The 21884-nt window shown below is 59.7% G+C and carries 18 protein-coding genes; 5 read left to right on the top strand and 13 right to left on the bottom strand.

The window, feature by feature from the left end; all coding sequences use genetic code 11:
* Window positions 1-29: 29 nt before the first annotated feature.
* The 3 genes from ETHHA_RS13785 to ETHHA_RS13775 all read right to left on the bottom strand — a co-directional run bounded on the left by ETHHA_RS13785 (window position 30) and on the right by ETHHA_RS13775 (window position 3607).
* Window positions 30-1076 carry a phosphodiester glycosidase family protein gene (locus tag ETHHA_RS13785; RefSeq protein WP_013486571.1) on the bottom strand — a complete coding sequence of 349 codons (1047 nt, stop codon included), beginning with the start codon at window positions 1074-1076 and terminating at the stop codon, window positions 30-32.
* Window positions 1077-1439: 363 nt separating this feature from the next.
* Window positions 1440-2210 carry an exodeoxyribonuclease III gene (locus tag ETHHA_RS13780; RefSeq protein WP_013486570.1) on the bottom strand — a complete coding sequence of 257 codons (771 nt, stop codon included), beginning with the start codon at window positions 2208-2210 and terminating at the stop codon, window positions 1440-1442.
* Window positions 2211-2239: 29 nt separating this feature from the next.
* A complete protein-coding gene (locus ETHHA_RS13775; RefSeq protein WP_013486569.1) occupies window positions 2240-3607 on the bottom strand; it encodes a hemolysin family protein in 1368 nt (455 codons plus the stop codon).
* A 430-nt stretch (window positions 3608-4037) separates the two neighbouring features.
* Between ETHHA_RS13775 and nifJ the strand changes: the two genes are divergently transcribed.
* Both nifJ and ETHHA_RS13765 read left to right on the top strand, forming a co-directional pair.
* Entirely contained in the window at window positions 4038-7580 is a 3543-nt protein-coding gene (nifJ, locus tag ETHHA_RS13770) for a pyruvate:ferredoxin (flavodoxin) oxidoreductase (RefSeq protein WP_013486568.1), read from the top strand.
* Window positions 7581-7693: 113 nt separating this feature from the next.
* A complete protein-coding gene (locus tag ETHHA_RS13765) occupies window positions 7694-8299 on the top strand; it encodes a GNAT family N-acetyltransferase (protein ID WP_013486567.1) in 606 nt (201 codons plus the stop codon).
* A gap of 289 nt (window positions 8300-8588) precedes the next feature.
* Here ETHHA_RS13765 and hemL read toward each other — a convergent pair whose 3' ends face one another.
* The 3 genes from hemL to ETHHA_RS13745 form a co-directional block, all read right to left on the bottom strand.
* The gene (gene hemL / locus ETHHA_RS13760) at window positions 8589-9887 is read right to left on the bottom strand and encodes a glutamate-1-semialdehyde 2,1-aminomutase (RefSeq protein WP_013486566.1); all 1299 of its coding nucleotides are present in this window, start codon (window positions 9885-9887) and stop codon (window positions 8589-8591) included.
* A gap of 503 nt (window positions 9888-10390) precedes the next feature.
* On the bottom strand, window positions 10391-10813 hold the full coding sequence (locus tag ETHHA_RS13750; protein ID WP_013486565.1) for a GNAT family N-acetyltransferase: 423 nt from the start codon (window positions 10811-10813) through the stop codon (window positions 10391-10393).
* A 20-nt stretch (window positions 10814-10833) separates the two neighbouring features.
* The gene (locus tag ETHHA_RS13745) at window positions 10834-11547 is read right to left on the bottom strand and encodes an LbetaH domain-containing protein (RefSeq protein WP_013486564.1); all 714 of its coding nucleotides are present in this window, start codon (window positions 11545-11547) and stop codon (window positions 10834-10836) included.
* Window positions 11548-11900: 353 nt separating this feature from the next.
* On the opposite strand from ETHHA_RS13745, the gene ETHHA_RS13740 reads away from it, so the two are divergent.
* From ETHHA_RS13740 to ETHHA_RS13730, 3 genes are all read left to right on the top strand, one after another.
* On the top strand, window positions 11901-12671 hold the full coding sequence (locus ETHHA_RS13740) for an IS256 family transposase (protein WP_013486563.1): 771 nt from the start codon (window positions 11901-11903) through the stop codon (window positions 12669-12671).
* Between the two features lie 300 nt (window positions 12672-12971).
* Entirely contained in the window at window positions 12972-13349 is a 378-nt protein-coding gene (locus tag ETHHA_RS13735; RefSeq protein ID WP_013486562.1) for an ArsR/SmtB family transcription factor, read from the top strand.
* Window positions 13350-13355: 6 nt separating this feature from the next.
* On the top strand, window positions 13356-15494 hold the full coding sequence (locus ETHHA_RS13730; protein ID WP_013486561.1) for a heavy metal translocating P-type ATPase: 2139 nt from the start codon (window positions 13356-13358) through the stop codon (window positions 15492-15494).
* 187 nt (window positions 15495-15681) lie between these two features.
* On the opposite strand, the gene ETHHA_RS13725 is transcribed toward ETHHA_RS13730, so the two are convergent.
* From ETHHA_RS13725 to coaE, 7 genes are all read right to left on the bottom strand, one after another.
* Entirely contained in the window at window positions 15682-16209 is a 528-nt protein-coding gene (locus ETHHA_RS13725) for a TIGR04002 family protein (RefSeq protein ID WP_013486560.1), read from the bottom strand.
* A gap of 124 nt (window positions 16210-16333) precedes the next feature.
* On the bottom strand, window positions 16334-17416 hold the full coding sequence (locus ETHHA_RS14835; protein WP_013486559.1) for a GGDEF domain-containing protein: 1083 nt from the start codon (window positions 17414-17416) through the stop codon (window positions 16334-16336).
* Between the two features lie 134 nt (window positions 17417-17550).
* Window positions 17551-17895, bottom strand: coding sequence for a phenylpyruvate tautomerase MIF-related protein (locus ETHHA_RS13715; RefSeq protein ID WP_013486558.1), 345 nt, complete (start codon window positions 17893-17895; stop codon window positions 17551-17553).
* Window positions 17896-18171: 276 nt separating this feature from the next.
* Window positions 18172-19044: a VIT1/CCC1 transporter family protein gene (locus tag ETHHA_RS13710; RefSeq protein WP_013486557.1), complete on the bottom strand. Its 873-nt coding sequence runs from the start codon at window positions 19042-19044 to the stop codon at window positions 18172-18174.
* 131 nt (window positions 19045-19175) lie between these two features.
* On the bottom strand, window positions 19176-20579 hold the full coding sequence (locus ETHHA_RS13705; protein WP_013486556.1) for an aminopeptidase: 1404 nt from the start codon (window positions 20577-20579) through the stop codon (window positions 19176-19178).
* Between the two features lie 107 nt (window positions 20580-20686).
* Complete coding sequence (locus ETHHA_RS13700) at window positions 20687-21262, bottom strand: lytic transglycosylase domain-containing protein (protein ID WP_013486555.1); 576 nt, start codon at window positions 21260-21262, stop codon at window positions 20687-20689.
* Entirely contained in the window at window positions 21247-21876 is a 630-nt protein-coding gene (coaE, locus tag ETHHA_RS13695; protein WP_013486554.1) for a dephospho-CoA kinase, read from the bottom strand. Before coaE ends, ETHHA_RS13700 begins: the two co-directional genes overlap by 16 nt.
* Window positions 21877-21884 lie beyond the last annotated feature (8 nt).

Genomic DNA, 21884 nt, shown 5'->3' with positions numbered 1-21884 from the left:
GCCTGTGCCGCGGCGGCAGCCTGCGCGGTTTATTTGCTCACGTAAAAGGCGGTGGCGACCGTGCGCTCGCCGAAGATGGCGCTGGGTTTGTTGATGATATTGCCCTGGTAATACATCGCTGTAGACGCGCCGCCGTCCAGATTGGCCGCCGTCCAGCAGTCGTACTGGTTGGCGAGCAGGTTTGCAAGCTGGTTCAGGCGCGCGCCGGATGTGCCCGCCTGCCTGCCGTCGATCACCAGCAGCACGATGGTGCCGTCCTTTTTCTGGCCGATGGCGGTGCGCGGCTGCACGCCCTTGCCGCCGTCGTCGGTATACTGCACCTTGCCGTCGAGCACAAGGGGCTTGTAGCCGTGCAGGTCCACCGCTTCGGTCACGTTCATGCTCTGCAACTGGTCAATGGTGTAGTCTCCCACGATCAGCACGCCTTTATCATTGAGCGCCACCACGTTCACCGATTCATGGTCGTCGGTGGCGGGCAGCTTGCTGGTCTTGAGCGCGTCGTCTTTCCAGATCAGCTTGCCGTTTGAGAACACAAAATCCGACGGGATGGCCCCGGTGCCGGTGGTGTCGGCCCCGGTGCTGAACCCGCCGCCGTTGATGGCCGCCACGGCATTGTTCTTTTCGGCCAGCGCGCTCACGAATTCGCCGCGCGTGCCGATATAGGACGTGCAGGCCACGTGCACCCGCAGCGGATTTTTGATTTCCAGCGCATAGCCTTGCAGGCCGTCGCCGATCTTGCTGAGCACGATGCTGCTGTCTGTCGTGCCCGTGGGATTGACGGCGGAAAGATCCTGCTTCTGGGTGGAGGAAGCGGTGGATTTGTGGATCACCCGGTCGATTTCCGGCTGGGTGAAGATCCATTTGGCAATGTACTGATGCTGGAAGCTGGACATGGCCGAGCCGATGATGAACTGGCGGGTGTTTTCAAACGGGCCATAGCGCAGGAGCACCACGCCGATACCGGCCGCCACCACGATATCCGCCAGCACGACCGCCGCGATGCGCAGCACACGGGCTGCCAGCCGATGGGAAAACAGGGGCGGTTTTTGACCGCCCGGATTGATCTGCGCGTCCATATACGCACCCTTTCACGCCATGATTTTCAATGATTTTCTATCTGGGCATGTTGAAAAAGCCGCCGTTTTGAAATCTGCGGCGCTCTATTTCGTCATATTTCGCAAGAATCCTTGTGAATCCAGCGAGGGTTCGCGCCGGTTCCCGCTTTATCTGACGAAAAAATCCCGTTTGATTCCGTCCTGGATATGCTTTTCAACAGACCCTGTCGGTGTCGGTTGTCGTATGGACCGGCCCGCTTGTGCAGCGCACGGAAACGCGGTCCGGCACGGCGTCTCCCCAATCAGGCGCCGCTTTTGTCATATAGTATGTATTATATCAATTTTTCGGGCGATTTTTATGAATAGAACGTGAAAATCCGATTTTTATGCCGGAGAGCCGCCGGTATGCAGCAAAAGACCCACCGGGCAGTGGTCGCTGCCCGGCACATCGGCGTAGATGGTGCTGTCTTCGACCTGGCCGCGCAGCCTGTCCGACACCAGAAAATAGTCGATGCGCCAGCCGGCGTTGCGTTCCCGGGCCTTGCGCATATAGGACCACCAGGTGTAGGCGTCTTTCTGCTCGGGATAGAGCGCGCGGAACGTATCGATGAAGCCCGCTTCCAGCAGATCGGTCATCTTCTGCCGTTCCTCGGGGGTGAACCCCGCGTTGTGGATGTTGGACTTGGGGTTTTTGATGTCGATCTCCCTGTGCGCCACGTTCATGTCGCCGCAGACGACCACGGGCTTGTCCCGGTTGAGTGTGAGCAGATAGGCGCGGAAGGCGTCCTCCCAGCGCATGCGGTAGTCCAGCCGCACGAGGTCGCGCTGGGAGTTGGGCGTGTAGACGTTCACCAGGAAGAATGCCTCGGATTCGACGGTGATGACGCGCCCCTCGCCGGTGTGCTCGGGCTCACCCATGTCATACCGCACGGAAAGCGGTGGCACGCGCGTGAAGACCGCCGTGCCGGAATAGCCTTTTTTCTCCGCGCTGTTCCAGAAGCTTTGGTAGCCGTCGAATGCGAAATCCGCCTGCTCCGGGTGCATTTTGGTTTCCTGTACGCAGAAGATATCCGCCTCTTCCCGGTTGAAAAAGTCGGCGAAGCCTTTTTGCATGCAGGCCCGCAGGCCGTTGACATTCCAGGAGATCAGTTTCATTTTCTGTTTTCCTCATGTGCGCGGGCTTTTCATTCTTTTGAAGCGGTTCCGCCCGGCGCTCCGCCGTCGGGCGTCACGGTCTCGTGCGGCAGCTTGTGCGCGCGTATCTTTTCGATGCGCCGCTCGTCGACTTCCTCCACCGTGAAGACCACGCCGTTTATTTCCACGCTGGGATGTTCGCCCGGCGAAGGGATATGGCCGAGCCGGTCGATGATAAGGCCCGCGACGGTGTCGTATTCGCCTTCGGGCAACTCGACCTCGAGCAGGTCGCTGACTTCCTCGAGGTTGGCGGTGCCTTCTATGAAAAAGTTGGATTCGTCGATGACCGAGAACTCTTCCTCTTCGTGGTCGTATTCGTCCTGAATATCGCCCACGATGGACTCCACCAGGTCCTCCATGGTGACGATGCCGGAGGTGCCGCCGTATTCGTCGATGACCACGGCCATGTGCTGCTTGCGCGCGGTGAGCGCGCTGAACAGCTCGCGGCATTTCTTGGTTTCGGGCACGAAAAGCGGCGGGCGCATCACGTCTTTGGGCGCCAAAGCCTTTTCGAGCGGCTTGCCCACATAGCGCAGCAGGTCCTTGACATAGACGACGCCCACGATGTTGTCGAGGTCGTCCTCATAGATGGGAATGCGGGAATACCCTTCCGCCAAAGCAATCTGCATCACTTCCTCCAGCGGGGCGGTGATTTCGGCGGCGGAAATGTCGGTGCGGTGCGTCATGATATCGGCGGCAATGCGGTCGTCGAACTCGAAGACGTTGTTGATCATTTCCTTTTCACTTTCGCCGATGGTACCTTTTTCCTCGCCCATATCCACCATCATGCGAATCTGTTCTTCGGTCACCTTGCGCTCTTCGGGCTGCTCACTCACGCCGAACAGCCGGGTGATGGCATTGGTGGACACCGCCAGCATCCAGACGAACGGGCGGAACGCCACCGATACGAAATGCAGTACGCCGGTAACATGCAGGGCCACCTTGTCCGCCTGGTGCATGGCCAGCCGCTTGGGCACCAGCTCGCCCAGCACCAGTTGAAAATAGGAAAGGGCGAGGGTGATGATGGCGACGGAGATGACTTTGATGAGCGAAGGCGGCAGCGGGGAGCCCGACAGCGCCTGCGCGATACGGTTGGAGAAACTTTCGCTGGCCGCGGCGCTGGCCAGCAGTCCCGCAAACGTGATGCCCACCTGGATGGACGCCAGAAAATTGCTGGGCTGCGAGAGCATCTGCAGCAGGCGTTTGGCCTTGGGGTCGCCTTCGTCGGCGAGCCGCTCGATATTCTGATCGTTGGCCGTGACCACCGCCATTTCCGACGCGGCAAAAAACGCGTTGACCAGAATCAGAACCACAATGAGGAGCAACTGCAGCAACAACATGCCACCGTCCGGGTCCATGGATAAACTCCTTCCAAAAATAAAAGCGCAGGTTTGACTTGCCGATGATGACGGAAAGCCCCGGAAAGGGGTAGTGCGGGCCGCGCGCCGTGCGCTTCGGCAGCGGGCGTTGGAAAAACAGGTCTAGTTCCGCACACTATACCCTTATCATATCGGCTTTATGCGTGCTTGTCAAATCCCGCCGCGCACGGCAGGGCGGGCAAAAACCATGCCGGGGCGCCCGTGCAGGCGGTATCCGGAAAGGGGGCGTGCCCCTTTGCGCGCGTTTTGTGAAAAAACGGTGCGCGTTTGTTAAAAAATTAGCAGGATTTTAGACATTGTTGTTTACATAAATGCGCAAACGTGATACTATATGCTTTGAGACGCGATCCATTTTCTTCATACAAGACTCGTTCCATTTTTTAATGTAGAACAAGGGGGATTTCAATCCATGGCAAGAAAAATGAAAACCATGGACGGCAACGCGGCTGCTGCCCATGTATCCTACGCCTTTACCGACGTAGCGGGCATCTATCCGATCACGCCGTCGTCCGTTATGGCGGAGCATGCCGACGAGTGGGCTGCCGCCGGCCGCAAGAACATTTTCGGGCAGAAGGTCCGCATCGTGGAGATGCAGTCTGAAGGCGGCGCCGCGGGCACCGTCCACGGCTCCCTCAATGCCGGTGCGCTGACCACCACGTTCACCGCCTCGCAGGGCCTTCTGCTTATGATACCCAATATGTACAAAATTGCAGGTGAGCTTCTGCCGGGCGTTATCCACGTCTCCGCCCGCTGTGTCGCTTCCCATGCGCTGAATATTTTCGGTGACCACTCCGATGTGTATGCCTGCCGCCAGACCGGTTTTGCCATGCTCTGCGCGGGCAACGTGCAGGAAGTTATGGACCTCGGCGCTGTGGCGCATCTTTCCGCCATTAAGGGCCGCGTGCCGTTCCTCCATTTCTTCGATGGTTTCCGCACCTCGCATGAGATTCAGAAGATCGAAGCCTGGGATTATGAAGATCTGGCCGATATGGTCGACTACGACGCGGTCGCGGCTTTCCGCGCCCGCGCGCTCAATCCGGAGCATCCCACCCTGCGCGGCACCGCCCAGAACCCGGATATCTTCTTCCAGGCCCGTGAAGCCTGCAACACCTACTACGATGCGCTGCCGGCCGTCGTGGAAGAATATATGAACAAGGTCAACGCCAAGATCGGCACCGACTACAAGCTGTTCAACTACTACGGCGCCCCGGATGCCGAAAAGGTCATCATTGCCATGGGTTCCGTCTGCGACACCATCGAAGAGACGGTGGATTACCTCAACGCCAAAGGCGAAAAAGTGGGTCTTGTCAAAGTGCGCCTCTACCGTCCGTTCTCGGTGGAGCACCTGCTGAAAGCCATTCCGTCCACCGTCAAATCCATCTCCGTGCTCGACCGCACCAAAGAGCCGGGCAGCCTGGGCGAGCCGCTCTATCTCGACGTGGTCGCCGCCCTGCGCGACACCCAGTTTGCGAACGTGCCGGTCTACTCCGGCCGCTACGGTCTGGGTTCCAAGGACACCATTCCGGGCAACGTCATCAGCGTCTACAGCAACGCCGGCACAGCCGCTCCGAAAAAACACTTCACCATCGGCATTGAAGACGATGTGACCGACCTTTCCCTGCCGCTCGGCGAGAATCCGGACACCACGCCCGAAGGCACCACTTCCTGCAAATTCTGGGGTCTGGGTTCCGACGGTACGGTCGGCGCCAATAAAAACTCCATCAAGATCATCGGCGACCACACCGATATGTATGCGCAGGGCTACTTCGCCTACGACTCCAAGAAGTCCGGCGGCGTCACCATTTCGCATCTGCGTTTCGGCAAAAAGCCGATCAAATCCACCTACCTGGTCAGCAAGGCCGACTTCGTCGCCTGCCACAACCCCTCCTATGTCGATAAATATGACATCGTCGAGGATCTCAAAGACGGCGGCACTTTCCTGCTGAACACCCAGTGGACGGAAGACGAGCTCGAAGCCAATCTGCCCGCGAAGGTCAAACGTTTCCTCGCGCAGCACAACATCAACTTCTACATCATCAACGGCATCCAGATCGGTAAAGACATCGGCTTGGGCGGGCGCATCAACACCGTCCTCCAGTCCGCATTCTTCAAACTGACCGGCATCATTCCGGCCGAAGACGCCGTCAAGTTCATGAAAGACGCCGCCACCGCTTCTTACGGCCGTAAGGGCGAAAAAGTCGTCAAAATGAACCACGACGCCATCGACGCCGGTGCCGGCGCTGTCAAGAAAGTGGCCGTGCCGGCCGCTTGGGCGGACGCCACCGACGAAGCGAAAGAAGTCGTCGTGACCGGCGACCGTGAAGAACTGGTCGGCTTTGTCAAAGACCTGCTCACCCCGATGAATGCGCAGCGCGGCGACGCTCTGCCGGTTTCCGCATTCAAGGGTCGTGAAGACGGCACCTTCCCGCAGGGCTCCGCTGCCTATGAAAAACGCGGCATCGCCGTGGACGTGCCCGAATGGCAGCCGGAAAACTGCATCCAGTGTAACTTCTGCTCTTATGTCTGCCCGCACGCCGTCATCCGTCCGTTCGTGCTCACTGCGGACGAAGCGGAAAAAGCGCCGGCCAGCATGAAACATAAACCCGCGACCGCGCTTGCCGGTTTCGAGTTTTCCATCAATCCTTCCGTCCTCGACTGCACGGGCTGCGGCTCCTGCGCCAACGTCTGCCCGGGCCTGAAAGGCAACAAGGCGCTGGTCATGAAACCGCTTTCCAGCCAGATGGATCAGGAAGACGGATTCCTGTACGGTATTTCGCTGCCGGAGAAACCGGAAGTGGCCGCGAAGTTCAAACCAACCACCGTCAAGGGCAGCCAGTTTAAACAGCCGCTGCTCGAGTTCTCGGGTGCCTGCGCGGGCTGCGGTGAGACACCGTATGCCAAGCTGGCCACCCAGCTCTTCGGTGACCGGATGTATATCGCCAATGCCACCGGCTGCTCCTCCATCTGGGGCGGTTCCGCGCCGTCCACCCCGTACACGGTCAACAAACGCGGCTATGGTCCGTCGTGGGCGAACTCCCTGTTTGAAGACAACGCCGAGTTTGGTTACGGCATGTTCCTCGGCCAGCAGCAGCTGCGCGACCGTCTTGCCGACAAGATTGACGAGCTTGCCGCCCAGAATCCGGGCGAAGCGGTGAGCACCGCCATCGAGAACTGGAAAGCGACCAAAGAGGACGGCACTGCCAACCGCGAAGCGACCGATGCATTGGTTGCCGCGCTTGAAAAAGCCGGCGATAATGAACTGGCCAAAGAAGTGCTGAACGGCAAAGATTTCCTCGCCAAGAAATCCGTCTGGATTCTCGGCGGTGACGGCTGGGCCTATGACATCGGCTTCGGCGGTTTGGATCATGTGGTGGCTTCCGGTGAAGACATCAACGTCCTCATCTTCGACACCGAAGTGTATTCCAACACCGGTGGGCAGGCGTCCAAATCCACCCCGGCCGGTTCTGTTGCGCAGTTTGCGGCGGCCGGTAAATCCACCCGTAAGAAGGATCTTGCCGGTATGCTCATGAGCTACGGCTATGTGTATGTGGCGCAGGTCGCCATGGGTGCGGACTACAACCAGTGCCTGAAAGCCTTCAACGAGGCGGAAAGCTACCACGGCCCGTCGGTCATCATCGCGTATGCGCCTTGCATCAACCACGGTATCCGCGGCGGCATGGGCATTTCGCAGACCGAGGAGAAAAAAGCGGTGCAAGCCGGCTATTGGAACAACTTCCGCTTTGATCCGCGCGTTGCCGATGAGGGTAAGAACCCGTTCACCCTCGACAGCAAAGCGCCGTCCGCCTCGTATCAGGACTTCATCCGCGGCGAGGTGCGTTACAGCTCCTTGCTCCGCTCTTTCCCGGAACGTGCCGAGAAACTCTTTGCGGAATCCGAAAAGGATGCGAAGGAGAAATACGAGCATCTGGTCAAACTGGCCGACAAAGATTAAGTCGATTTGTGACCCATATCTCCCGAAAGGGAATCAAAACGCCCACGGCAAGCGCCGTGGGCGTTTTTGTGCAAATAGCGGATTGAATTTATACAAAAAGGAGAATGTTTTACATGAAAAACGGGGAGAATGTGCTCCATCATGTGGGGACGATGCGGCTGGCGACGCCGCGCCTGTTTTTGCGCCGGTTTGAAGTGCGGGACGCGCAGGATATGTTCGACCGCTGGGCGAGTCGGGAGGAAGTAACGCGTCATTTGCCCTGGCAGCCCCATGCCGGCGTGGAGGTAACCCGCGGACGCATTGAGGCTTGGCAGGAACAATATGCGGACAAACGGGTCTACCACTGGGCCGTGGCGCAAAAAGAAACCGGGCGGGCTATCGGGAGCATCAGCGTGCAGGCGATGCGGGAAGCAAACCGTTCCTGCGAAATCGGGTATTGCCTGGGCAATGCGTTTTGGAACAATGGGTATATGACCGAAGCCCTGCGGACCGTGCTGGAACTGTTGTTTGAAACAGTGGGCCTGCACCGCGTGCAGGCGCTGTATCATGCGGGTAATCCGGCGTCCGGCCGGGTGCTGCAAAAGGTGGGGATGACCCACGAAGGCACTCTGCGGGACTTCGGGCGGCAGGCCGACGGCGGCTGGTACAGCATGTGCGTCTATTCTATTCTGGAATCCGAATGGGTGGGCACAACCCACGTTTCCGTTCGGGGGAGTTAAACTGCGATAACGAGTGCTCAGCTTGAAGCAGGCAGTGGGCACAACCCACGTTTCCGTTCGGGGGGGAGTTAAACTGCGATAACGGGTGCCCAGCCTGAAGCAGGCAGTGGGCACAGCCCACGTTCCGTTCGGGGAAGTTAAACTGCGATAACGGGTACCCATCTTGAAGCGAACACGGGGCCTTCCCCGAACGCGGGAAACTAATAAGAGGCGCACCATTTGGGTGCGCCTCTTGCCATGCCGGTATCCTATTGGGCACCAGGTGCCGCCTGTGACTTGTGGCTGCCGTTCATTCCGCGTAAACAGGTGCCATTTCGGCCAACACTGTATCCGCCGTGAGCAGCGTCTGTTCCAGCTCGGCCTGTGTATGCGCGGAGCTGAGGAATGCCGCCTCGAACTGTGACGGCGCGAAATACGATCCGCCCGCGAGCATGCCGTTGAAGAACGCGGCATAGGCTTCGGTGCTGCTTTCACGCGCTTGTTTTCCACAGGTGACCGGGCCATTGTGAAAAAAGAGGGTGAGCAGCGAATGGAAGCGCCCTACCGTGGCCGGAATGCGGTGCTTCTGCGCCAGAAAGCGGAACCCGCGCTCCAGTTGTTTGCCCAGCGCGCCGGTATACACATAAATTTCCGGATGCTCATGCAGGAGGGTCAGCTGCGCCAGGCCGGCCGCTATGGCTACGGGGTTGCCGGAGAACGTGCCGGCCTGATACACCGGCCCTGCGGGCGCGACATCATCCATGATCTCGCCGCGGGCGGCGTAGGCACCCACGGGCATGCCGCCGCCGATGACCTTGCCGAACGTGACCATATCCGCGCGCACGCCGAACACTTCCTGCGCACCGCCTGGTGCGATGCGGAAACCGGTGCTGATCTCGTCGAAAATAAGCAGCGCGCCGTTTTGGTCGCAGAGCGCGCGCAAGCCGGCGAGAAATCCCGGCTCGGGTGGGACGACACCCATATTGACCGCTACCGGTTCAACGATGACGGCGGCAATCTCCCCGTTGTGTTCGGCAAACAGGCGTTCCACCTCCGTCAGATCGTTGTACGTGGCGACCAGCGTATCTTTGGCCGTGCCTGCCGGTACGCCGGGGCTGTCGGGCTGGCCGGTTGCCAACACGCCGGAACCGGCCTTGACCAGCATCGAGTCGCAGTGCCCGTGGCTGCAGCCGTCGAATTTGATGAGTTTTTCCCGCCCGGTGAATCCGCGCGCCAGGCGCAGCGCGCTCATCACTGCTTCGGTGCCGCTGTTGACTATCCGCACCTTGTCAACGTTGGGCACCATATGCACCATGAGCTCGGCCATCGCCACTTCCAACCGGGTGGGTGCGCCGAAACTCAACCCATCTTGAATGGTTTCCGCAACCATTCGGCGGATATCGGGGTGGTTGTGCCCGAGGATGAGCGATCCCCACGAGCAGACATAATCGGTGCAGACGCTGCCGTCCACATCGTAGATCTGCGAACCCTCGCCTTTTTCGATGAAACGCGGGATGCCATGCACCGCGCCGAACGCGCACTCCGGGTGGTTCACGCCTCCCGGCATGACCTTTTTTGCCCGTTCAAACAACGTCTCGGTGTTTCCCATTATCCGATGTCTCCCTTCCGGATGGCCTGCGCCGTTTCTTTGGCATAGCAGGTAATGTAGAGATCCGCTCCCGCGAGGGATGCGCCCAGCGCGCTTTCGCAGAGCGCGGCTATGTATCGTTTTTCAGTACGGGCAAGCCGAACAGCAAGAACGTCTGCGCACCTGCCCTGAGGGCTTCTTCCGTTGCGGCGGGCAGTTTGTGCGGGTGTAGATTGCCCGGGCAGTGACGGGATCTCCCACCGGATGCCCGACGCTTCCACGATGAACAGGGGCCGGATCAGCGCGCGAGGCGAAAGCCGGGGTTCACGTACCGTGCCGTGCAGAAGGCCCGTCCGGCGCAGGCGGTGCAAATGTTCGGGGAGCGCGGCATTTTTACTGCACAGATGAACGAGGGGCCGAACCGGGCATATGGCAGCCGAACGGCGGCAGGTGGATAAACCCCGGCCCCGCGCCACGGCGCTTGCCGGGATGGGCCCTCTCGTTTCCGCTGCATATCAATCCGGTCACTTTTTCAGCCACATGGACATCCCGGCGCCATAGGTATCGTTCGGCCGGTCGAGAAATCCAAACGGACGGTAAAATGCCTCGCGTCCCTTTGCCGCCAGCAGGAAGACCATCACCTGCTCGCCGTCCTCCAACTGGTCTTTGATGTGTTGAAGGATCATGCCGAGCATGGCTTTGGCAATGCCCCGGCCTTGATATTCCGGCGACACCACCACGTCTGCGATATACGCGACGTATCCGTAGTCGGTGACTAGTCTGGCCATGCCAACGGTCTGCTCCGCGTCTCTGGCGGCCACGACCAGTGCGGAATGCGCAAGGCCGGCCTGTGCTTGCCGCTTTCGGATTTTATCCCATCCCACGGCCCGGCGCAGACGGTTGTAATCCGCCACGGTAAGCGTGCGGCCGTATGTGATGGTTCCCACCGGTGTTCCTCCTCCGGGCGTTATTCCGGGATGCATTTCAGCGTGCCGCGGTCGCAGGCAAGGCCGCAGCTGCATTTGACACTGCCGAATGTCAGAGCGTAGGCGGCTGGGAAAGCGTTGTTGACGTTCTGAACGCCCTGTGCGAATTCCACCTGGTTGTTTGGCACCGGCGGGAGCCGGTCGGCTTTTTCCTGCGTATCCACGATGGTGCCCGCCGGCACGAAACGGTCGGGCGGCAGTTTGACACCGCCGGTCACCAGCACGTTGGGCGAGAGCACGCAGCCCTCGCCGATGATGCAGTTCATCACCACCGTGTGGAAACCGATGAAGGCACGGTCGCCGATCTTGCAGGGGCCGTGAACGATACAGCCGTGTGCGCAGCTGACGTGTTCGCCGATATAGATGGAATACTGCCTGCCGTTATGCGCCACCTTTTCCCCCGCCAGGCCGTGGACGATGACACCGTCCTGCAAATTGGTGTGGGCGCCGATATAAAACGGGCTGCCCTCGTCGGCGCGCACGCTCACGTTTGGGGCGATGAAGACGTTTTCGCAGACGGTCACGTCACCGATGACGGATGAAAAAGGCCCGATGGAGGCAGTGGGTGCCACGGTGGGCATCACGCTTTTCGGATTGAACGATGTGGGTGGGTTTGGGCCGATAAAATGCGCGTTAAGGTTAAAGGTGCTGCCGGTTTGTTCCGGCTGATTATGTGCGGTCTGGTGCTCATGCATAGAGACGTCTCCTTTTTTGCCCGTGTGATGAACATGGAATCTCAGGTAAGTTTCCGCCGCGCCGACTTGTGCGCGGAAAAGGCCGGGAACGCCGCCTGTGTTGGTGAGCTTTGCCGCCGCTGCCGTGGGTCCCTGAGGTGTGCGGATGCCTGGCGGCGCGCGGTGTTTCTTTCCTAACACTATAGCGTTAGGCCTGTCCATTGTCAAGGTGGTGGGCAGAGCTGATTTTCGGCAGCGACCGCCGGTGCCGGGCGGGGTCTCAAAAATTTTTCCCAAAAATCGGACCTTTTGTGTATAGCCCGTGAAAAATGGCCAAAATATGGATAAGAACACAACGGAAAGGATGAATTCAAATGGAAGAAAAAAAGACGGGACGCCGCGTGCCGGCCGCAGAAGGAGCCGCCAGACTGTTGCAGGTAGCGCTGCAGGCGATCATGCAGGGGGAGCTGGACGCCACGCTGGGGTATGACCGTTCGCAGCGTCGGCATCTGGAAACCGGGGAGAAAAACTTCCGAAACGGCTATTCGGCGCGCACGCTGCGCACGGCGTTTGGCCCAGTGCCGCTGGCGGTCCCGCGTGACCGCGGCGGCGCCTATGCGCCGCGCATCCTCAGCCGTTATGCGCGGGATGCGCGCGGCCTGGAGGAAAAGCTGCTGTTTCTGTTCGCGCAGGATGCCGACACCGAAACCTTTGCAGGGCAGGTCTGTGCGCTGTATGAAACGCCGCCCTCCGCGGAGGAGATGCGGCATATCACGGCGCACCTGCTGCCTGCGGTGCGTGCATGGCAGATGCGGCGGCTGGAGAGCAATTATCCGTTTATCGCACTGGAAATCGTGCGCGAACAGGACGGCGCGGCCCGTACCGCGCAAATGCTGCTGGGCGAATTGCCCGACGGGCGGCGCGAGGTGCTGGGCATTCGTCTGGCGGCAAGGCCGTCGTTCCGCTTCTGGGTCGAGGCGCTGGCCGATCTGCGCGCGCGCGGCACCGCACAGCCGCCGCTGTTTTGTGTGGGCGGGGGAGCCGGTTTCAGGCAGGCGGTGCGCACCCTGTTTCCGGCGGCGCAGGCCCGGCGCGGTTTTGCGCCCGCACTCGGCGCGCCGGAGGCTGTGGCTACCAAGGCGTAAGCCTGGGGAGCAAGAACGCTGGGGCGTTTTTGTAAGATCAGGATTGCATTTCAGGCGGCCGAAAGCCGCCCGGGCCGTTTCGGAACGGCGCAGCGTCCGGAATACTTTTCCGACGTTCATCGAAGTTTTGTATCAGGCGGTGCTTCCGGCAGGGCACGGCGGGTCTTTTTGGGCGGGAGCGATCCCGCTCTTTTTTTGTGCCGTTTTGAAAATTCCTTGTGTCTTTTTGCCGCATATGCTATACTATGAACACACAAATAGACGTTTGTTCATATGAAAATATGTAAAGAGGTGGATGGGATGGCGCAGGAAAAAGACGACGGGTTGTGCGGCGTAACCGTTGTGCATCAGGATGTGGTGGAGCGGGTGAAAAACGCGCTTGACGACGATGAGACCTTTTACTATATGTCGGAATTTTTCCATATGTTTGACGATCCTACCCGGCTGAAGATCATCGGTGCGCTGATCATTTCGGAGATGTGCGTCTGTGACATCGCCGCTGTCACCGGCATGAGCCAGTCGGTTATCTCGCATCATCTCAAGATTCTGCGGCAGGAACGTGTCATCCAGTTCCGCCGGCAGGGGAAGATGGCGTACTATTCCCTTTGCGACGATCATATCGGCGGCATCTTTTATCAAGGGCGCATCCATGTGCAGGAAAAAGAGGAGAGGAGATGATGCGGTATGGAAAAGGTCTATGTGCTGGAGAACCTGACCTGTCCGCACTGCGCTGCCAGCATCGAAGAGAGTGCCTCCCACATGGCGGGCGTGCGGCACGCCACGGTGGACCTCATGAGCCGGCGGCTGTATCTGGATGCGGATGAGACGCTTATTTCCCGGGACATAGGGCAGGATCTTTACCGAATGGTCAAACGCATTGAGCCGCAGGTGGATGTGCTGGAGGACGGCGCGCATGACGGGGATGATACGGATACCGGCGATGCGGACGCCCGCCGTGACCGCATCCGGCTGATTGCGGGTGCGGCGGTGTATGCCGCGGGGTGGGCCGCCGTACTGTTCGGCGCGGGCCAGGCGGTCACATTTGCATTTTTTGCGGTGGCGCTGCTCGTGTCGGGCGGAGGGGTGTTTTTGCGGGCGCTCGGCAATATCCGGCATGGGCAGGTGTTTGACGAAAACCTGCTGATGAGCGTGGCGTCCATCGGTGCCTTTGCCATTGGGGATTATAAAGAGGGCGCGGCGGTCATGCTGTTCAATCAGGTGGGTGAATTCCTCCAGGATCTGGCCGCAGAGCGTTCTCGGCGCTCCATCGCGGGACTGCTCGGGTTGCGCCCCGACGTGGCCAACCGCAAAACGCCGGAGGGTGTGGAGGCCGTGCCGCCCGAGAATGTGGCGGTGGGCGAGCTCATCGAGGTGCGTCCCGGCGAGCGCGTGCCGCTGGACGGTGAGGTGGTGGGCGGCCGCTCGTTCGTGGATACGTCCGCCCTGACCGGGGAGCCGACGCCGCGTGTGGTGTCGGCGGGCTGTGCGGTGGCATCCGGATATATCAACAAAGATGGGCTGCTCACGGTGCGGGTAACGCGCATATTCGGCGAATCCACCGTTGCGCGGGTGATTGAACTGGTGCAGAGCGCGGGCAGCCGCAAGGCGAAAGCGGACCGCTTCATCACCCGGTTTGCCCGTTGGTACACGCCCGCCGTCGCGGGCGGCGCGCTGCTGCTTGCCGTGTTGCCGCCGCTGCTGCTGCACCAGCCGTTTGCCCCGTGGATCTACCGCGCGCTGATTTTTCTGGTGGTTTCCTGCCCCTGCGCGCTGGTTGTCTCGGTGCCGATGGCGTTTTTCGCGGGGATTGGTGCGGCATCCGCCAACGGCATTCTGGTTAAGGGCGGAAACTATCTGGAGATGCTCAGTCGGGTGGACACGGTGGTGTTTGACAAGACCGGCACGCTGACGGAAGGCGTGTTTGAGGTGACGGGCGTGTTCCCCACGGCGGGAACGTCCCGAGCGGATCTGCTGGCGGCTGCCGCGCGGGCGGAGCAACGGTCCGGTCATCCCATCGCGATATCCATTCTTCAGGCCGCCGCAGCGGATGGCGTGCAGGTCGACGCGCCGCCGGATGAGGCCGCGGAAATCGTCGGGATGGGCGTGCGGGCCCGGGCGGGGGGGCATACCCTGTTGGCGGGCAATGCCGGCTGGATGGCGCATGAGGGTGTAGCGTTCGTTCCCTGCCACGCACCGGGGACGATCGTGTATGTGGCTGGAGACGGGCGCTTTTTGGGTGCGCTGGCGATCTCCGACGTAAACCGACCCGATGCGGCCGCCGCCGTACAGAGCCTGCGCACTCTGCGTGTCGCCCGGACCGCGATGCTGACCGGGGACCGCAAAGAAGCGGCCGAGCGGGTCGCGCAGGCGCTTGGTATCGACGAGGTGCATGCGAACCTGCTGCCCGACCAGAAGGTGGAGGCATTTGAGCGGGTGGCCGCGCGCGCGGCAGGTGCCGCGGCATTCGTGGGCGACGGTATTAACGACGCGCCGTCGCTGGCCCGCGCCGATGTGGGCATCGCCATGGGCGGCATCGGTTCGGACGCGGCGGTGGAAGCGGCCGACATCGTCGTAATGGACGACCGGCTGTCCCGTATCCCCACGGCCATCCGCATTGCCCGCTATGTGCGGCTGATTGTGGGGATGAACATCGTGTTTGCACTCGGGGTCAAAGCGGTGGTCATCCTGCTCGGCGCGCTGGGGTATGCCAACATCTGGGCGGCCGTATTTGCCGACACGGGCGTGGCGCTTTTGGCGGTGGCCAATTCCATGCGCATCCTGCTCCGGCGGAAACGGTTTGCTCCGCGCCTGCGGGCTGAATGAAGCCAAACCGATATAAAAAACGTGTTTTTAACGCTTTCCACTGTTTATTCACCGCCAAAACCGGCTGAAAAGGAGATTTTTCCCCTGTTTCGGCCGGATTTGATATGGTTTTCCACAGACCTCTGTGGAAACCGTGGAAAACAATTCGCGCCGGGTGTGGATTTTCGGTGGCGGATATTGTTTCGGTTCAGTGGCGCAGGACGGCGGCAAGATGGTTTTTCATGTGCGCGCGGTCAAACGCGGCACCCACAATCAGATAGATGGCGCCGCTGGCGGCGGCCTGGATCAGGTTGGCCGGAATCTCGGCAAGCGGAGAGACAAAATTGCCGAGCAGGATGACTTCCGTCAGATAATAGCCGGCGACGCAGATGCCGCCCGCCGTAAAAATGGCGGCAGTATTGCGTTTGCCGAGGATGGTCGTCCGTTTGGATGTGAAGCAGAGCACCATGAGGGACTTGATGACCAGCGTAAAGGGCGCGTAAATAAGGCTGCCGGTCAGCGCGTCGGAGAGTGCTTCGCCAATGCCTCCGGCGACAACGGCGAATGGGGCGGGCAGCAGGCTGGCCGCAAGGTAGAGCAGGGTGTCTCCCAGGTGGACATAGCCGCCGGTGGCCGGCACGGGAATGTGCAGCAGATAGGAGGTTACAAGGAACGTGAGCGCGAGAAACAGCGCGGTCACGATATACAGTCTGGTTTTCTGGTTTGCGGTTTTCATGCAAGATCTCCTCTGTGGCGTATTTGATGCGGTTCATTAAACCTATCGGATTATTATATTTTATCTATCAGTATATCGGATCTCCGGTGCTTTGTAAACAAAAAGCGGCTGCCCGGCGCGCTTTTCAGAAAACGACCCGGTTTTTGCCGCCGCGTTTCCCCATATACATTTTCTGATCGCAGTGGTTGATGCTGGACAGAGGGTCGCGTATATCAAACGCATCCGCGCCGATGGTCACGGTGAAACGGATGGGATGTTGCTCGAAGAGGACCTCCGTGTCCTCCATCGCCTGGCGGATACGCTCGAGGATGTGGGCGGTTTCCTCGGGGGCGCTGCCTTTCACGAGCAGCAGGAATTCCTCACCGCCCCAGCGGAACGCAAAGTCGCTGACACGCAGTTTCTGCTGCACGACGTCGGACAGTGTTTTCAGTACCAGGTCGCCCGCCAGGTGGCCGTAAACGTCGTTGATGACCTTGAAATCGTCGATGTCTAGAAGTGCGGCATACCAGTTGCCGCCGTCGTTGAATTCCAGCAGTTTTTTAAAGACGATGTCCGCATACCGGCGATTGTGCAGATGGGTCAGCGGGTCGAGATACGCTTCGTTCTGCAGTTCCGCGATTTGCCGTCGGATGCGGTAATTGATGGATGACTGTACCCGCGGGAGCAGCAGACCCCCGATGCAGATGGCGACAAACGTGCAGGCCACCAGCACCACGCTCAGATATACATGCGCCCGGCCCAGATCCACCAGCGGCTGGATGCGTTCGTTCAGAAACAGCAGAAAAATCAGGTAGGGTAAAAACAGGCATGTCAGGATTGCCCGGAAGCGGATGGACCGGTAGGGGATCATCAACTGCACCATCAGGTCCAGAAACATGCACAGGAGCAGATAATCCCCGCTTCCCGTTACCAGGCAGGCGATGAGCGTATACAGGACGATTTCCATGGAAAGGATGCTGCCCGCGAGCGCGTAACGTTTTTTGAGGGTTAGCAGGAGACAGAGCGCATAGCAGCCGACGCTCCCCACATTGACGAGCAGCAGGCTCCAGACCTGCGTGCATGCGAAAAAAATCAGGAACAGCAGGTGGGTGACGAGCGCGCACAGGCATGCGTTCTGCAACGCCAGCCGGAGGTAGAGGTCGCTGCTGGCCAGCACGTCGCGTAAAGATAAACCGCGCTGGATGATGCGGTCAACAAATTTAAACATCGAGGTATCTCCTCGTTTTCTCAAGCCGACAGGCGGCGGATCGTTTTTTCGGTGGCGCGTGCGGGAATGGCCCGGGAACAAAGAATGCCCACTGCCGTGATCGAGGGCGGTGGGCATTCTGGAAAGTGGAGCATTTAAAAATTGTTTCCGTTCCAACCCCAGTGGGAGACTTCTTCATACTTTATGTAGATCTGGGACGGGTTGATGTCCAGTTCCCGGTGCAGAATGCTGGTGAGCTCATGCGTCAGCTTGCTGTAATCCTGCCTGGAGGCTTTGCCGAACAGCTTGACTTCTACAAAAGCCATGTCCGGTTCGGATCGGCCTTTGAAATACATATGGCAGTTGCCTTCAAACGTGAGCATGAGCCAGTTTTCGGATTTGCCGGGAAGCAGTTCGATGGCTTTGCCGAATTTGACCTTGAGCAGATCTTCCTGCGCCGAGGTCAGTTTCACTGTCGTTTTGGTTTGGATACATGGCATATGGATGACCTCCTGTTTTCTGTCGGCGGTGGGTACGGCAGGGGTGGATTTGGCCAAGGCTGCGGCAAGAGACGTGTCCATTCTATTGTAACATGCCCGCGGGTGTCTGGCAATTGCGTCCGATGGATTTCCCCGCAAAAAACGACGGCCGCCCGATGAACGGGCAGCCTTGCAGAGTCGAACCCATAGATTCAAGAGAATTCCTGTCACAATGGGTTTCTATCTCTGCCGCATATAGTATGTGCGCGCGCCCGCTCTCTATGCACAGCAATTTTTTTACAGATTGACACCCAAAAGCTGCTTGACCAGCAGGCCCACCAAAAACGATACGCCCGCCACGCCGAGGCTGATGACGGCCATGGTGGCGAAATTGCGCCGGAACGGCTGGCCCTGTGCGACCGATATGTAATAATTGAAGAGCGCGATGATGGCCACGGTGATGATCAGCGTGATGAGCAGCGCCAGCAAATAGGCGTGCACGGGCAGCAGCAGATAGGGCAGAATGAGCAATGCCACCGTGATGATATAGGCCACGCCGGTGTACATCCCGGACTTGAGCGCGTTGGAGGCGCCGGACGCCCGCGAGGACAGGTAGCTCGAGGACATCATGGAGAGCGTGGCCGCGATGCCGGTGATGAGGCCCGCCATGGCGATGGCACGGGTGTCGGGCAGCGCGAGGGTGTAGCCGGCCAGCGAACCGGTCAACTCCACCAGCGCGTCGTTCATGCCCAGCACCATATCGCCCACATAGTTCAGACGTTCTTCGTCCAGCATGGCGATCAGCTCGTTTTCGTGGCGCGCTTCATCCCGCAGAATGGCGTCCAGCTCCGGCAGAAGTCCCTGGTGTTGCCGGTAGAGCTCCTGTGCTTTGTCTTCTCCTTTTTCCATCAATTTGATCAGAAACGTGTAGCCAAAAAGACGCGCCAAAACCAGTTGGAATAGGATAAGAAGGCGGTTGGGGCGCAGCTTTTTGCCGGAATAGCGGGCGAATGTATCGGCGTGGGTGGATTCGTCGCGTGAGATCGCGAGCAGTTTTTTTTGTTCCGAAGGCTCCCGCACAAGACGCGCAAGTTTTGCATACAGCACGCTGCTGTTGCATTCCTGCTGTTGCGTATGGCGCAGAAATGATTTTTCCGCATGAGTGGACATGGATACGCTCTCCTTCCTGTTTTGAAATGAGCAAAGATGACGCGGAGATAAAAAAACCGGCGGGGATATTCCCCGCCGGACCGGGGAAACACCCGGATCACATGATAAAATGTGCGTCGCCCACCGCCGACTCAGGCGGTATAGAAAACGGAGAACGCGCGGTATGCTTCGTATACGTCGATTTTGGAAACGATCTCAAACGGTGCGTGCATGGACAAAACCGGTACGCCCACATCAATGACATCCACGTTTAGGTCGCCGATATATTTGGCTACCGTGCCGCCGCCGCCCTGGTCCACTTTGCCGAGCTCCGCCATGTGCCAGAGGATGCCGTTTGCATCCAGCAGGCGGATGACTTCGGCGGTGAACTCCGCAGAGGCGTCGTTGGTGTCATATTTGCCGCCGTGCCCGGTGAACTTGGAGAGCACCACGCCGTGGTTAACGTAGCTGGCGTTTTTCTTTTCCATCACATCGGGGTAGGTGGGGTCGAATGCGGCGTTCACATCCGCCGACAGGCATTTCGACGCCGTAAGCACGTCACGCCCCTCTAGGCCGGAGAGCTCGGCGAGGTCGGTAATGAAATAGGACAGGAACGCCGACTGCAAGCCGGTGCTGCCCTCGCTGCCGATCTCCTCTTTGTCCGCCAGCACGCACACGGCGGTCTGCGCGGGAGCGGAGCTGTCCAGCAACGCGGTGAAGGCCGTGTAGGCACAGACGCGGTCGTCGTGGCCGTAGGCGCCGATGAGGCTGCGGTCGAACCCGATGTCCACCGATTTGAACGCGGGCACCATCGCCAGCTCCGCCGAGAGGAAATCCGATTCGACGACGCCGTATTTTTCGTTGAGCAGGCGCAGGATGTTCAGCTTAACCAGTTCGCTCTCCTTGTCGTCTTTGAACGGGCGGCTGCCGATGAGAACATTGAGCTTTTCCGCACCGAACTCGGTCATCGGTTTTTTCATCTGCTCCCGGGCCAGGTGGGGCAGCAGGTCGGTCACGCAGAAAAGCGGCTCTCCCGCGTCCTCGCCCACTTTCACCTGCACCACGGCGCCGTCTTTCTTCACGATTACGCCATGCAGGGCGAGGGGGATCGCCGTCCACTGGTATTTTTTGATGCCGCCGTAATAATGCGTTTTGAACAGCGCAAGGTCGGTGTCCTCATACAGCGGGTTTTGCTTGAGGTCGAGCCTGGGGGAGTCGATGTGCGCGGCCGCGATGCGCACGCCCTCGGTGAGCGGCCTGGTGCCGAACACGGCGAAAATCGCCGCCTTGCCGCGGTTGACGGTATAGACCTTATCGCCCGGGGCGTAGGTTTTTCCCTTTTCAAACGGGACAAACCCGTTGGCCTGTGCTTCCCGCACGGCGTAAGCCACCGCTTCGCGCTCCATCTTCGCTTCATCCAGAAATGCTTTATAGCGTTCCCCGAATACGTCCGCCTGCGCGGTCTGTTCCGGGGTGTAGGTCTTGGCGCCGTTTTGGGGCTTATAGAACAGGGCGTCTTTTAGTTTCTGCGCCTCTGTTTTTTCTTTTTCAGCCATAGTCAAATAACTCCTTCTTGGAATGATATCCTGTGTTTATTATACCTGCGGGGCTGCAAAAAAACCAGTGGTGCCTGCTTTTTTATCAAAAGGATAAGCACCCGGCATCAGGAACCGTAAAGCTGCCGGTAGACGGTTTTGGTGTCCAGCACGCGCTGCACGTAGGCGCGGGTATCGGCGAAGGGAATGTGGTAGAGCGAGCGCCCGTCGTGTGAATAGCGGGAGTCTGCCAGCCAGGATTTCACCTTGGTGCGCCCGGCGTGGTAGGCGGCAAGGGCGGTATCCTCCCGGCCGAATTCGCGCACCAGCGCCGAAAGCACCACGGTGCCGTACCGGATGTTGGTCGCCGGGTCGTAGAGCCGGTCGGTGGAGAGCGACTCTTCCTCAGGCGTTTTACTCTGCGCCCAGGCGAACGTGTCCGGCGTGAGCTGCATCAGCCCCAGCGCGCCGATGTTGGAAACCGCGCGCGGGTTGAAGCCGCTTTCGGTGCGTACCACCGCGAATACCAGATAGGGGTCCAGATCGTTTTGCGCCGCGTATTGCTGCACATAGGCGGTGTATTTCTCGGGGTAGGCCAGCTTCATATAGCGTTCTTTGAACACATACTGCCAGAGCAGTGCCGCGCAGAACACCAGCACGGCCAGCGCCAGAACGGTGGAACGGATCCTTACTTTTCTGTGCATGGCCGTTCCTCCGCGCGGGCCTGTGTGAGCAGGCGCTCCGCCAGCTCGTCTACCGCCGCCCGCAGAGCCGCGATGTTCCCGTTGTTTTCGAGGATGTCGTCGGCGCGGGTGGTATAGAACGGGGTGTCCGGCTGCGCGGCGATGCGCTGGCGCGCGCGGCTCTCGTCCAGCCCGTCACGCGCCATGATGCGCGCCAGGCGGGTGCCTTTTTCCGCCGTTACCGCCGTGATGCGGTCGCAGAGCCGGTCCACGCCGCATTCAAACAGTGTGGGCGCGTCCACCACCGCCACGGGATATCCTGCCGCAGTGAGCGCGTCCAGTTCCGCTTTGATCTGCGCTAGGATGGGTGGATGGGAGAGCGCGTTGAGCTGCCGGAGCTTTTCGGGGTCGGAAAAGACGAGCGCGCCCAGCGCCCGGCGGTTGAGCGAACCGTCCGGTCGCAGCACATCCGGGCCGAACGCCTGCGCGATGGCCGCCACACAGGGTGTGCCCGCCGCCATTACATCATGCGCCACGCGGTCGGCGTCCACCACCGCGAAGCCCTTTTCGGCCAGCCGCTGTGAAACGAAGCCTTTTCCGGCCCCGGTCGGCCCCGTCAGACCCAGAATCACCATGGTATGGT

It is taken from the genome of Ethanoligenens harbinense YUAN-3 (assembly GCF_000178115.2).
In the GTDB taxonomy this organism is placed as follows: domain Bacteria; phylum Bacillota; class Clostridia; order Oscillospirales; family Ethanoligenentaceae; genus Ethanoligenens; species Ethanoligenens harbinense.
The sequence above is the reverse complement of the archived record's forward strand: the minus strand, read 5'-3'. Positions and strand labels throughout refer to the sequence as shown.